Below are 13749 nucleotides of genomic sequence, written 5' to 3' on the forward strand. Positions count from 1 at the left end.
AGTGCCGTCGTGGCTCTGCATGATGCTGTACCACCATGGGGCCGTCGGCAATGCAGCCATGTAGCCCGCACAACTAGCCAGGCGTTGCCGGACCAGGCTGGCACCTCGAAGTGGCATCGTGCAATGTGGACTTTTAAAGATGTCAATTAAATCAATACGTTATTTGGCACAACGCATCTTATGTTTGCCAGGGCTATGTAAGTGTCGATGTGACTTGGGTTTTTGCCGGATGCTGCCGATCTTTCATCGAGGTGCGGCTTTCCCTGATAGACACTCGGGATTTCCTCTGACAGATTCGCTTGGCCAATCCAGGCGCAGCTAGGGGAACTTGTATGGCAGCTCGATATGTTCTGAGTCGTTCGGGAGCGCAGTACCGCTTTGTCCTTAAGGCCGGCAACAACGAGATCATCCTCACCAGTGAGTTGTACGCTTCAAAGCAAGGGGCACTGACTGGAATTGCTTCAGTCAAGACGAACTCTCCTGACGATTCGCGCTATGAGCGCAAGAGCGCGGCCAACGGCCAACCGATGTTCAACCTCAAGGCCGCTAATGGCGAGCGCATTGGTACCAGTGAGACCTACTCATCCACCCAAGCCCGCGAGGCAGGAATCCAGGCTGTTAAGAACAGCGGGCCAACTGCGCTAGTTGACGATCAGGCTTGAGTTCCAAATGGGGAGCGTGCCGCTCCCCATTCTCGGCACCCCCGCCCTGCCCTCGGGTGCCTGCCACACGCGCCGGCCAAGGATGCGAATGCCAGGCGATGCCGGATTTTGTGGGACCGGAGTTCGAAATCATGCTCCATCGGCATGACTTCTGCTTCTATGAAGTCTCGCTTCAGATTGCCAGGGGCGCGGATCCATTTCTGTTAGTGGCGGTCATGCTCACCAGCCTGAGTCGCGGATTCGCTCAGGGGCTGGAGGCGGTGCCGGCCCCGGGAACATGCAAGCAAACGCGCCGCCGGCGAACCCGGTCAGTCACCGGGCGCTAGGATTCTAGCTACGCTCTGAAGCAACTACTTCTCCACTCTTGGATGGGCAAGTTGTAGTTGGAGCCAACAACGCTTTGCCAGGTGCCGAAGTTTGTCGGTTGATCTCGCCAGCCACGACGAAGGTGCCAAGAATTGTCAGAAGCAGCGTGATCAGCCCAAATCCACGAATAATGACGATCGGTAAGGGCTGTCCCTTGACGCTGAATCGGTGACGGGCATAGATCAGGGCAGAGGCCATTCCGGCGGAAAGTCCCAGCGTTGCGCATGCCCACGGGCCGATGACGCGCAAGGCAGTTGGCATGGAGCTACGCATAACGATGAACGCTCCACCAAGCATTGCCAAACCCAGCGCGAGGCCCTTCATCAGTTCTAGAAAGTCACGCAGTTCCTTCTCAAATTCATCGTCCTTTGTAGTCACCTTGGGAGCGACGCTGGAGTTGTCACCGTGGCCTCGTGAGGCGGCACTACTCGGTCGCTGACTCACCTTTCTCTTCTTGCCCATTCGTGCGTACTTCTGGAAGTTGAAGGGCATTCATCGGCCGAAATCGCGCCACCTTGAGGCCATATTCGATGTTCGGTCCAAGGGCGACTGGCCACCGCTAAGGCCCAGCGCACCTTGTGCGATGGGCCTCCAGAACAGGCCGTCGGTGAACCCGAAAGGCGTCAGATTTCTGGGGTGCACCGGCGTTACGCGGAGCCAGCTCTACCGGACGCCGCATAGGTGCATAGGTAGTGAAGAGATTAGAGCCTGAAAGAGCAGCAATCATGCGGGACACCTTTGCTGTTGCCCACTGCAGCTAAACCTGAAGCAGGCACTGGCTAGTCCAGCGCGCAATCGTGCTCGATCGCACTACCAAGCGCGCAGCATCAAGTGATGTTTCACTCTAACGATAGTGTCTCTCGTTGGCGTGCTTTCCGCATGCCAGACAGGTTCGATGAGGGCTGAATGGAGCATGCTTCACGAAGCCGAGAGGTCCGCTGCACCTAGGGCATATGGGCCCCTCGCCGCGCTCCGCTTGCATAAGGCGCCAGGTAATCCAGCCACCGTAAAAAACTCCGAAGCCGATCCCGGCAATAGGCAGCCATTTCAGCAGGTCGAAAATGCCAGCTGTCAGCGGATTTGCCTTTAAGGGTGCGAAGAGAGCCATCGCGATGAACGAGCTCCCCAGCGTTACAGTGGCTGGCCAGTAGATGCGAATTGTCTTCAGCCAATCCATAGTGCCCTCGCCGTCCTCTGATTGAATTCATTCTACCTCCGTCTAGTCGCAATGACTGAGACGCGCCCAAACGAATAAGAGCCCTGGCGCAATGCCGCTGGATCACCGGCAATCAGGTCGAATCATCGGTCGCTCCCTCACTGATTAGGGGGCACATCTTCCGCCGCATCTGCCAATGCGGGGCATCTAAACCTCCACTCATGGATTAGGGGGAGACTTTTCTGCCGAGCTACGACGGAGAAGTGGTCGCGATCCAGGCGGCTCTCTTAGGCAAATCAAGGATTTGCAGCGGGGCGTCTCTTCTACGTCAATCAGCAATGGCTGCGGCTGACGGGACAACTAAATCTGTACTTCTGCGCCAAGTAAATTTGTACTCTTCGGCACGACTGCGTTTTCGCTGGCGGCGCAACTACGTTTGTACTTTTTTGCCCTGACTCCGCAGCTCGATCTCGCGCCTTGACAGGATATCCTCTCGGCGCAGCAGGCCTGATTCCCAAGCACTGAGCAGATCTATGAGCCTTCGCCACGGACTATCCATCGGGATTGTGGCTGCCGCCAAGCACGGTGAGCGCTCATCGCTGGCGCCCGTGGTCACAGGCCCAGCGCTCGTTTTTGCGCCAGCGCCGCCTTGGCGCGCCAGCCCATCACCGCTCCGCCGGCTGCGAAACCGATCGCGTAGTGCGGGCCGACGTTGGGTGTGATGCCAAACAGTGCAATCACGCCACTGACCAGCCCGAGCACGGGATACACCATCCCCACCAGCAGTACCCGCAATGAACGGGACCGTTCAATGCCCGCCACACCGGCGTGGCGCCAGCGCACGAAGCCATCGTGGAGCAAGGCGTGGCTAAGCGCGGCGATCCCGCCGAGCAGCACGCCGGCCAGAACGTGATACAGCTCGTTGGAAACCCGGGCATGCAGCGCTGACATGACCGGAAACAGCGCGGTGAAGAGCACGAGCATGGTCATGTCGGCTGCGTGCGCGCGTCGGGAAATGGTGGATGTCATCGGGGTTTCTCCTTCTGTCGTGCGATGAAATGGGCGATGGCGTCGGGGTTCTCCCATAGGGGTCTTACGTGTGCTCGGTCAGCCTGCCGCTGTGCGGCTAGGGCTTGGTCGCGCGACCAACCGTGTCGTGCTCGCCAGGCCTTTGACGGACGATAGAAGTTGGCGTGCTGCAGTTCGATAAACCCTTTGCGTCTGAGGAAGGCGGGCAGCCTGGGATTCTGTACGCGCTCCACAAACAGCGCCGGCCACGGAATCAATGTATCGCACAGCTCAATGAATTCGGTCAGCCAACCGCGGCCTTTGAGGCGGGGGTTGAGCTGGATGTTGCTTAGGGTCAGTACGGGGACGTCATCACCCAGTCCGGCCAGCACCAGTCGCGCGTGCTTGATCCAGATCCGGGTGCCTGCGCGCTTGAGCTCAACACAGTCGGGGATCTCGTCGGCCTCGACAAGCGAGATCCATTTGAAGAGCTGCAGTTCGATGCCGGGGATTCGGTTCAATTGGGCGTTGCTCATCATGGAACGGTTACCTTTGCGGGTCTGGTGCGGCGAGCAGAATCTGCGGCGGCACCGCTGCCCTGCCCCGCCGGCGGGTGATTGCGCTGATGCCCCGCGACCAGCAGCGGGGCGTTCGACACTGTGGGTGGCATCGGGCGCGTCAGGTAGATTCCGCCCGATGGCCTCTTCGGCATTCGGTACCGCCCCGAACGGCTTCTGCCACAACGAAATCCAGCGACATCTACCTTGCCGAGGCGCTCAGAATTCGCCAGAAACGGCGGTTGGGCGTGGGTGATCGCGGCCCCGCCGCCGAACCCTCCAATGTGGTCTATATGGACCGTGGGCCAAAACCATACCGGCACGGGTGACGCGTCTTCGCAGGGGTGCCGCCCCTACACCCTAGATCATTCGGCAGTGGCGGGCTCCGTGGGACGATAGTCTTCTGCAGTCCGAGAGATGTAGGCGGCAGCCCTTACTATTCCGAAATTCAATCTGCGTGTGCGCGAAACATCTTTCTGATGATGCGGCTTTCCCTTGGCGGGCATTGCATTCAGGAAATCATCGATTCTTCTCTCAAGGATAGACAGGTCCCGTCCATGGGCAAGCTCGTTTCGAGCGGAGTTGAGTTTTTCAAGTGCGGGCCAGATGTCGAGACTCCTGCCAGCCACTGCCTGTGCAAGCTTCATTTTGGTCCAAAAACTTAGCCTTGCCTCGATTACAGCCTCGGGCTCTAAAAACACGGACATGATAATCACTTCAAGTTGCTCTTCTATGAAAAGGTGGCCTTGAAGGAGACTGTGCGCGTATGGGTTCGGATTGTTATAGCGCTCAAAGAACTCACTTCCACGCACGTCGCGAAGTCGGTTCGACTCTTCCTTGCTGATAGTCATTTTGCACCTGAGATTAACTGCGCGCTTGTGGGTGCAGCATAGTGCTCACTTCAAAGCGCGTACAGACGTGACGAATCACGCCAATCGAGGCTGGCCAGTTCACATGCGCGCCGCCTCCCACATCCCTCCCTCCGAATCACTGCTCGCGGCAGCGCTGCCAGCCGCCTGCGGGAGCGTGGATCTGCTCCCAGCCGTTCGGCAGTTTTCGGAACGCCTGACCGCCGATGCAGGCGGTTCCCGAACGCCTGGAAGCCTCAGAACCTAAGGGCGGCAGGCCGATAACGCTGTTCGACGGACCTGGACGCCCTGCGCGTTGGGCTTCACTCGACAGAGTGCGTGCCTCAACTTGTTCGCAGTAGGCCTTCATACCCGGATGCGGATGATTCGGCCATGCCAATTCTTGGCAGTTGAAGGGCGTGGTGCTCTTCGACATTGAGTTGTAGGCAGCCTTGGGCGCGGGCGGCAATGGCTTGGCTCTTGGGCCCGTTGCGGACTGCAACTGAGCCTGCGCAGAGCAGGCAAGCGAAATAAGCAGCAATCCTGCTGAAATCCTTTTAAGCATGAGCTTCCCCTTAAAGCTGCGGGAAGCTTATCGCCTCAGCCCTGCCGCTGGCGAGCGAACGCCCGATCCATAGCGATGCTCACGCTTCCGTTGCAGTGGGTGGCGTCGCTTGGCAGCAATGCGAAATCTCCATCTGCTCAATGGCCTCGTTTGTGTCATTGGAGATCCAATTGTCCGGTTAGGTAATGGCACGCCGGACATAATCCGGGAACCTGATGGAGTGAGGGCTGGTGAAGATCGCAGGGCGTCCAACGGGAGTGCGGCACCGAAGGCCGAGCCCCCGGCCGACCACTGTTTCCACGCCTCGGCCTGCGCTACGCTTGGCATATCGCATGAGGCACTTGGACAGGAAGTCATGAACGGCCAAAACTCGCCTGAGGACGGATTTCAGGATGCGTCGATCCCCTCCCTCAGCTCAGATGCTGTATTCGTAGAAGCCGCTACTGGGAAGGAAGAGCACGAGTATCCGGAGGAGCCCCCTCCCTTGGGGTTGTTGCCTCTTACCCCAGAATACGAGGAAGCTGACCACGGGGTGTACTTCAGAGAGATTCAGCATGCGCTCGGCAACCAGAGCGTGCGCAATATTGCCCTTTCTGGCAACTATGGCGTCGGCAAGAGCAGTATTCTCAAGCGTATAGTGCAGCAAGCGCCTGACAAGGTCGTGGAGATCTCCCTTTCAGCACTTTCGCCTGCGGCTCCAGGACTGGATCCTGCAGATGTATCCAATAGTGTTACCAATCGAATTCAGCGCGAGATCGTCAAGCAGCTTCTCTATCGGGAAGATCCGCGGAAGACGCCAGCCTCCAGATTCAAGCGAATCGAGCACTTCGACACGTCCTGGGAGGTCGCTGCCGCGTGCCTGATAGGTGTCGCGGTCTCAGTTGGATTTATGCTTCTGGGGTGGTCAGACAAGCTTGCCGACGCACTCAGCTGGAGTGGCTCGTCCCAATGGGCCCATCTCAATGTGTTCGCCGCGTCGGCAGTTTTCGCCTTTTCATTCAGGTGGCTTACCTACGGCAGGTTGACGGTAAAACAGCTTTCGGCGGGACCGGCAACTGTTACGTTGGATAAGCACAATCCGACTTACTTCGACCAGTACCTTGACGAGATCTTCTACTTCTTCGACGTGTCCGGGAGGAACATCGTTGTCTTTGAGGACATCGACCGGTTCGACGATACGCACATATTTGAGACACTGAGAGCTCTGAATACCTTGCTCAATGCTCGTCGCAACAGCCCAGTGCGCTTCATCTATGCAATGAAGGACAGCATCTTTGAGAAGCTGGGCGCGGACGCCGAGGCGGAGCCCGTCAAAGCGACGCATTTTACCGACGGCACGAATCCCGATAAGGGCTCGCCCGGTGAACAGAAGCCGCCGACGCACTGGATACAGGAGGTCAACGGACTTATTGGACTGGATGGCGATGACGCTGCAGAGTCGCATCTGGAGAGCAGTCGTGCGAACAGGACCAAGTTCTTTGACTTGGTCATTCCTGTTGTTCCGTTCATAACTCATTACAACGCCAAGAACGTTGCTATCCGGCTCTTCGGCTCCAACGACTTTGAAATCAGCCCTGAGCTAATCGATCTGGTCAGTCGCTACGTGCCAGACATGCGCCTACTCAAGAACGTCCGTAACGAGTTCATCTTGTTCCGCGAGCGGATTCGATCAGGGGACGGAAAGCGCCTTCTTATATCTGAAAGCGAGCTGTTTGCAATGATGCTCTACAAGAGCACGCACCTATCTGACTTCGAAGCCATCCGTCTTGGAGCGAGTCGCCTTGATGCACTCTACAGGGTTGGACGAAAGTTGTCGGGCGATGGATTGCGGTCGGTAGCGATTGAATCGGCGAGCCTGTCTGAGCGCTTCTCCACCATCGATGGGATTGAGGGGCGGAGCAAAGTCTTAGGAACGAAGCTCTCGGCGTTTGTCCAGCAGGTCGCCAAGGCGAGCGAGTACGCCTTTGATCGCATTTTGCTGCTTAGAGGCGGGAGCTCTGTTTCGGACGAGGACGTCCAAGGCGCTTCGTTCTGGCGCGATTTCATCGAGGCTACAGACGACACTTTGATCCAGGCGCAGCTGTATTTCCGTCAAAGTCACATTGCCACTCTATCGTTTCAACGTGAAAACCTTCAGGCAGCCATCGGCCCCTTTTCTAAAGACGAGTGGGACAAGAGCGATCGCGACTCCGTTGTGGCATCCCTGTCCGCGCTGGGGGACGTTGCGGGATTCCTTCGGCGCGCGGATATCCATGAGCTGATAGCGCGCCGTGATCTATGGCCGCGCCTCGGTGTCGGTGACCTGCGTGAGTTGGTGCGTAAGGTGCTCCCCTCTCGGCTTGCCTTTGAGCTGGTGCGTGCGGGTCACATCAATCGCAACTTCGCGCTCTGTACCGCAATTTTCCACGGAACTCGCACCACATCTGCCGCGATGAACTTCGTTGTTCATCATTTTCAGCGAGCAGAGGCAGATATCAATTTCCAGCTGGAGGAAGAGGACGCGAAGGCTGTCATCCTCGAAGTCGGTGCGGGTTCCCTAGCCGATTCTGCGCTTTACAACATACGACTTCTTGATTACCTCCTGCGTGACAAGGCTCGCGCAAGCCTCGCGAAGGTCATGATCGAGTCCATTGCTGAAGGTGGAGAGGCTCAGCTCGCCTTCGTGAGAGCTTATGTGAGTGGCGGTGAGTTCAGCGGCGAACTCATCCGACAGCTAGCGCCTCTAACGCCTAGTGTTCTCACATGGTTGGTCGCGCTTGACCCGATCACCGATACTCTGCAGAGAGAGCTGGTCGGGATTGCCCTGGCTTCGTTGAAGGCTGGCGTTGACTACAAGACTGATCTGCCCGTCCGCCATTATCTGGCCGAGAACTACTCCAAGCTCCCCGACCTATTGAGCGAGAAAGTACAAGTTCAGGATGTTGCCGCAAGGGTCGCATGGCTTTTCGCGAAAGCCCAGTTGAAGCTTGTTGATCTGACCCCGCTGCCTCGCGCATTGGTCCAAGAGCTTGCGTCACGCAACCTCTATGCCATCAGCCGGGATAACCTTGCGCGCATCAATGACGGAGATTTAGATATCGCACTGGATGTTCTGCTCGGCAAGCGCATCTATGTGTACAACTATCTTGTCGCCAATCTTCCAGTTTATGTCCAGTTGCTGGAGCCAAAAGAGCGGTCCATTCGATCTGTCGAACGATTCACTCAGATCCTTCAGGATGTCCGTCAGCGGCCCATGCCGCTGATTGCCACGCTCGTAGAGCACTCTTCTACCGAGTGTGTCGTGGATGACTTAAGCAATGCACCACCCCCCGTGTACCCTGTATTGGCCGCCCAACGAAGATTTCCTGCGTCCCTTCGCAATGTTATTGCCTATCTTGATCACTACGGTAAGGTTGATGAGGGTTTGGCTGCGGTGCTGAAGCGCGAGCGTGGCATCAGAGTGGAGAGCGATTCGGGGTCGGAGCAGAAGTCCAGGGCGGCCATGGCAGTGCTTCAGGCCAAAGCTACGCTTGCAGCCAAGCTGCGCGCCTTGATCGTACGGAAGCTTGACGTAGTGTTCGCCGCAGAAGATGTGCCGGTTGAGGATGGGGACCTGTTCCCGCTCCTTGTAAAGAACAAGATCATTAAGGACGAGGCTGCGACGTATGAGCATCTGAGAGCCGCTTCGTGGGACACCCGGGAGCGCGTCATATCAGTGTCGAATGGCTTTGTGCAGTATATGAGCCCGGCCTTGGTTGGACCTGACCTGCCCAAGCTGATGGCAAGCGCCTTGGTCGACGTGACTGTAAAGCATGCGGTAATGGAGAATTCTGTTACGTATGCTGAGGGAACAAGCCTGCCAGCGATGGTGGAGATCGCTCGGTATGCTGCAACGGATGGGTGGGAACTTCCTTTAGAGCTAATGATCAAGTTCGCCCAGGCCGGAGTGTCTCCGACCCTAATGGTTCACTTGCTTGGGGATCACTTGGATAGCATCGCGGAAGATCAACTGAAGGCGATACTTGTTGGCATGCGTGATCCTTACCGAAAATTAGCCAAGCCTGGTCGAGACAATCCTAGCGTGCCGGATGATCCGGCCCATGTTGCCCTGCTTACGCACCTCAAGATTCGAGGAATCGTTAGCACTTGGAACCCGAAGAAGGGACGGCTCATCGTTTTCAAGAAGCGGCGCTAGTAGCTGCGCTGGCTGCTGAGGAGGCTATGCTAACTGTCCCTTCCGATACATGTCTTGCGCTTTTGCAAGCTGAGCCCGAACCTCGCTGTTGCAGAACAAGGCTGAATCGCGAACCACGCGATCATCTTCAATTAGCGAGCGAAATCGTGGGGTATGATGGACGAACGCGCTCCGCCCTGCCTTGTCTCGCCAGTTGAAGATCTCTTCCCATAGCAAGGATGCCTGCCTTTCAGCACCGATAAGCTTTGGAAGGAACTCTGTGAACAGACTGTCGTAGCAGTTTAATGCTAGCCGGATCTGCTCTGGCTCTTGCGAAAGAACAAACTGAGTTTGCTCAATCTCTCGCCTTGCAGCAGAGAATAATTTGCGACTTTGCTCGACCTGCACTAGTAATTCGGATCTGTCGCGATCAAAGGCCAAGCTTGACTCCAGATCGTGAACACTAACAGAGTGCTTGAAAGCCCTAAAACTGATGTAGGCAGAAGCAAGGCTGACCATCAACGCCAAGGCCGCAATTGCGTCTGAAGTTCCCATAGACCCCTGACTATCTGTTGAATGACTCTGTATTTCAGCTCGATCTTAGGGCGATCGGGTGCGGCTAACAAGCGATCGTATCGCCTAGCTCTGTGGTGGGGTCCAATACCGTCTAGCTGGATCGAGCTAAGGCGACGACAAAAGAGCTTCTAACGGGCCCCGACTCTGCTGACCAGTTGTCGCATCTGCCCCGCCCGCGGGACCGTAAGATGGGCGGCAGCAACGACGTCCCCAGTAAATGGCAATAGTCGACAGCCCTTGCAGGCCAAGCCTCTAGCGCCCTTCCCTGCCATGCAACAATTCTGAAAACGTCGAAAACGGTGACGGCATTGCCCTTACTGTATTGGCATCGCACACAACCGGGCGTATTCCTTGCCATGCCACCGAGCATCGGTGGCCGGGATTCGAAACCCCGATTGTGTGGATGTAGTTTGCGCTTGCCAGCCGGCACCGCCCCGCGCGGTGTCGGCTGGCAATCCGTCTGCCGGCTATGGCGGGCGGTGCGTGGAGGCCTTGCGCCTGCCCGGTCATCCACACACGGGGTTTCGAACCATGCACCGTCCGCCACCTTTATCGGTGGCGGCTTCTGCCTGCACGCAAGGAGCCCTGCCATGACCACGTCTTACTCCCCTGCCCCACAGCCTATCAACGAGGCGCCCTCGGCCGAGCCCGCCGTGGATCCCAACACCCTCATCGCGCTGCTGCACAGCATCGGCTCGGGCGTTGCCGCCAACGGCCAGCCGTGGCCAGAGCGCCATCAGCTGCGTGGCCGGCAGATGGCGCTGGCGGACACCGACTGCTCGCTGACGGGTCTGCGGGTGGTGCTGGAAGTGCTGCTGGCGGCGGAACGCACCCGCCAGAACGGCGAGCCGGACCAGTACGTCGGCGACCGGGTGATGGAGGGGCTGATCATGGCCGGTATGGGGCTCGCAGCCCACGCAAGCGAACGGCTGCAGCCGGAAGGCTGAAGGCTGCCCTGGTGAAGTGCACGCTCGTTGTGCGCCCTCCGCAGATAAAGGTGCACCACGGGATGATGTGGGTGCTTTTTCTGGCGCTGGTCGTTGCAGCTCTGATTCATTGGCCAGAGCCTGAAGAGCCAGAGATCCTCGCGTACCGGGGCGTATCCGATGAGATGTTCTCGACGCTACGCCGCCACGCACTCCGATTCGCAGAGGCGCGCGCACGGGATGGTTTCGAGTTCCTGGATGGGCCGAACGCAGCGTCTTCCTTCCAGATTCAGTGCAAGGGTGTGCCCGTTCTGTACGTGGAGAGGCAGCAGTCCCTTCTGTTGATCAGCCTGCCACTTGGGGCCGAACGACGGGCGCCGGCGATCTTCTACCTGCAGGCCACGCTGGAGTGGCCACTGCAGCCATTGAGCTATCTGGAGCAGTTCCTGGCGGGCGTGCAGGAGCCAACCGTGCAGGATCGATTGCTGCTGATGGTCGCTGGCGGCGTGCCTGAGGAAGAGCGTTGTGAGTGACGAGCGCTATCGCGCCAGGGCCTCGGCTAGCACGCTCCCCATAACGTCAGATGTTGGCATTCGGCTCACTGGGATTTCGGCTTGCTCAAACCACGCTCTGCCAGCCTCCGGGTGCGGGCCAGTCAGAACAACTTTTCCCGAGCCGTATCGGTACGCGGCGGCGCTAATGTCGCCATTTTCATAGTGCCCAAGCGCCTTGAACCCAGCTGAGGGGGATGCAGGGAAATAGGGCCCGTCCTGGAAGAACATCTGATCCTGATGCCCAAGCCACTCCACGGCAACGGCGGCGTCGTCAATCGAATGCACCGGGAAGCCGGGACGGCCGACGGCACTGTCCAGTTCTTCGTCAATCAAGCCCAGGTTGTTCGCGTCCGCCAAATACGCGCCCATACATAGGCCAAGGTAGTGACCGCCTTGATCGACGTACGCCCTGATGGCGTTTGAACGCTGCCCGCCCAAAGCTCGAAGCGCAGCCGGGATGTTCTGGCCTCCGCCAGGCTGGATGTAGAGGTCGAAACGCTTCAGGTTTTCAGGGGTAACGTCCAGCGGCTCATCCGGCCCGACGTACTCCACTTGGTACTTTCCCGATGCTTCGATCGAGCGTCGAACGGTCTCTGAGCAGTCATCGCATCCCGCCTCGCCACGATAGACTGCGATACGAGGAGGCGTCGAGGATATGGCCGCGCCCGAGATCAGTAGCAGCGCTGCCAGGAGGGCGCCTGTCCGCAGGAATTTAGCCACCGAAAGATCTCCGCTGGTTCACTGAAAACGTCTGCATAGGATGGTGGTTGAGAGCGGTGGCGGGTGGCCGGATTACGCTGGACTGCGCGTGAATTTGCTCTGAATCCAATGGGCAGAGGTGATGCGGGAGCATGTCCATTGCGCCCTCTGCCCCGCTGGGGTTTGTGGCGGGCACCACATCGTGGGCGGGACTGGATTGGGGTGGCGTTTTGCCGGCCAGCGGCCGGCACTACCCGTTGCATTGTGGGGTACGGGGATCGGGATTACCGTGACGCGTCACGCGTGAATGGCATGAACCATCTACCGGGTATGATGCCGGCTTTCTCGCACTTGCCGCGGTGCAGCGCGCGCGTTGCTGTTGGCTACGCGCCGGTGCAGTTGAGACCCCACCTACTCCATGCTCGCTTCCTATTCCCCCCTCATCATCTGGGCGGCCGTGGCCGTTGCCACCGTCGGCCTGCTGTTCCGGCCGTTCCGTATTCCGGAATACGTGTGGGCGCTGGGCGCGGCCGCGCTGCTGCCGCTGCTCGGGGCGGTGTCGCTCGGCACGACCTGGCACGCGGTAGCCGAAGGGCGGGATGTGTACTTGTTCCTGATCGGCATGATGGTGCTGGCCGAGCTGGCACGGCGCGAGGGTCTGTTCGACTGGCTGGCGCTGTATGCGGTGCGGCATGCCGGCGGTTCGGGGCGGCGCTTGTTTGATCTGGTGTTCCTGGTTGGCACGGTGGTGACGGTGTTCCTGTCCAACGATGCCACGGCGGTGGTGCTGACGCCCGCCGTCTATGCGGCATGCAAGGCGGCCCGCGCCAATCCCCTGCCCTATCTGTTCGTCTGCGCGTTCATCGCCAACGCGGCCAGCTTCGTGCTGCCCATTTCCAATCCGGCCAACCTGGTGGTGTATGGCAGCCACATGCCCTCGCTGCTGCAGTGGCTGGCGCAGTTCGCGCTGCCTTCGTTGGCTGCCATCGGCGCCACCTATCTGGTGCTGCGCTGGGTGCATCGCCGCGAGATCGCGCAGCCCTTGGCCGCCGCACCCGCGCACCGCCCGCTTACCGAGGGTGGCCGGCTGAGTGCGTTGGGCGTGTTGTTCACCGGCACGGTGCTGCTGGTGACCTCCGCACTGAATGGCCCGCTGGGCCTGGCCACCTTCTGTGCGGGTGCATTGAGCGTAGCGGTGGTGGCGATCCGCCAGCGCCGCGGCCCGCTGCCGCTGTTGCGTCACGTGTCGTGGGGCGTGCTGCCGCTGGTGGCCGGCCTGTTCGTGCTGGTTGAAGCGGTGGCGCAGACCGGTGTCATCCAGACGGCGGCCAGCGCCCTGCAGACGCTGGCACAGACCTCGCCGCACCAGGCAGGCTGGATGGCCGGCGCCGCAGCCGCACTGCTCAGCAACATAGCCAACAATCTGCCGGTCGGCCTGGCTGCCGGCTCGCTGGGGCAGATGGCCGAGCTGCCGGCGCAGACGCGTGCGGCGTTGCTGATCGGCGTGGACCTGGGCCCGAACCTGTCGGTGACCGGCTCGCTGGCCACCATGCTGTGGCTGGTGGCGCTGCGCCGCGAAGGCGAGCATGTCAGCGCGCTCGACTTCCTGCGGGTCGGCGCGTTGGTGATGCCACCCGCGCTGATCGGGGCGTTGCTGCTGCTCTGATCAGGGCGCGGGC

General features: G+C 59.2%; 11 protein-coding genes. 5 read left to right on the forward strand and 6 right to left on the reverse strand.

Annotated features, from left to right (window positions below):
- Positions 1–332 precede the first annotated feature (332 nt).
- Positions 333–662, forward strand: a complete 330-nt coding sequence (locus tag ACQ5SA_RS01480) for a YegP family protein (protein ID WP_499312185.1) — start codon at positions 333–335, stop codon at positions 660–662.
- Positions 663–992: 330 nt separating this feature from the next.
- Here ACQ5SA_RS01480 and ACQ5SA_RS01485 read toward each other — a convergent pair whose 3' ends face one another.
- The 4 genes from ACQ5SA_RS01485 to ACQ5SA_RS01500 all read right to left on the reverse strand — a co-directional run bounded on the left by ACQ5SA_RS01485 (position 993) and on the right by ACQ5SA_RS01500 (position 4600).
- Complete coding sequence (locus ACQ5SA_RS01485; protein ID WP_499312187.1) at positions 993–1490, reverse strand: hypothetical protein; 498 nt, start codon at positions 1488–1490, stop codon at positions 993–995.
- Positions 1491–2796: 1306 nt separating this feature from the next.
- Positions 2797–3213 (reverse strand): hypothetical protein, encoded by a 417-nt coding sequence (locus ACQ5SA_RS01490; RefSeq protein ID WP_499312188.1) that lies wholly within the window; start codon positions 3211–3213, stop codon positions 2797–2799.
- A complete protein-coding gene (locus ACQ5SA_RS01495) occupies positions 3210–3731 on the reverse strand; it encodes a hypothetical protein (protein ID WP_499312190.1) in 522 nt (173 codons plus the stop codon). The genes ACQ5SA_RS01490 and ACQ5SA_RS01495 overlap by 4 nt, the downstream gene beginning before the upstream one ends.
- Before the next feature lie 383 nt (positions 3732–4114).
- Complete coding sequence (locus ACQ5SA_RS01500) at positions 4115–4600, reverse strand: hypothetical protein (protein WP_499312192.1); 486 nt, start codon at positions 4598–4600, stop codon at positions 4115–4117.
- A gap of 917 nt (positions 4601–5517) precedes the next feature.
- On the opposite strand from ACQ5SA_RS01500, the gene ACQ5SA_RS01505 reads away from it, so the two are divergent.
- On the forward strand, positions 5518–9336 hold the full coding sequence (locus ACQ5SA_RS01505) for a YobI family P-loop NTPase (protein ID WP_499312194.1): 3819 nt from the start codon (positions 5518–5520) through the stop codon (positions 9334–9336).
- A gap of 24 nt (positions 9337–9360) precedes the next feature.
- On the opposite strand, the gene ACQ5SA_RS01510 is transcribed toward ACQ5SA_RS01505, so the two are convergent.
- A complete protein-coding gene (locus ACQ5SA_RS01510) occupies positions 9361–9834 on the reverse strand; it encodes a hypothetical protein (RefSeq protein WP_499313264.1) in 474 nt (157 codons plus the stop codon).
- 647 nt (positions 9835–10481) lie between these two features.
- On the opposite strand from ACQ5SA_RS01510, the gene ACQ5SA_RS01515 reads away from it, so the two are divergent.
- Complete coding sequence (locus tag ACQ5SA_RS01515; protein WP_499312195.1) at positions 10482–10838, forward strand: hypothetical protein; 357 nt, start codon at positions 10482–10484, stop codon at positions 10836–10838.
- 11 nt (positions 10839–10849) lie between these two features.
- Positions 10850–11350 (forward strand): hypothetical protein, encoded by a 501-nt coding sequence (locus ACQ5SA_RS01520; RefSeq protein ID WP_499312197.1) that lies wholly within the window; start codon positions 10850–10852, stop codon positions 11348–11350.
- 6 nt (positions 11351–11356) lie between these two features.
- Here ACQ5SA_RS01520 and ACQ5SA_RS01525 read toward each other — a convergent pair whose 3' ends face one another.
- Positions 11357–12091 (reverse strand): BPL-N domain-containing protein, encoded by a 735-nt coding sequence (locus tag ACQ5SA_RS01525; RefSeq protein WP_499312199.1) that lies wholly within the window; start codon positions 12089–12091, stop codon positions 11357–11359.
- A 397-nt stretch (positions 12092–12488) separates the two neighbouring features.
- On the opposite strand from ACQ5SA_RS01525, the gene ACQ5SA_RS01530 reads away from it, so the two are divergent.
- On the forward strand, positions 12489–13736 hold the full coding sequence (locus ACQ5SA_RS01530; protein WP_499312201.1) for an arsenic transporter: 1248 nt from the start codon (positions 12489–12491) through the stop codon (positions 13734–13736).
- Positions 13737–13749 lie beyond the last annotated feature (13 nt).

The sequence above is a fragment of the Stenotrophomonas indicatrix genome (assembly GCF_050573115.1).
Taxonomy (GTDB): domain Bacteria; phylum Pseudomonadota; class Gammaproteobacteria; order Xanthomonadales; family Xanthomonadaceae; genus Stenotrophomonas; species Stenotrophomonas lactitubi_A.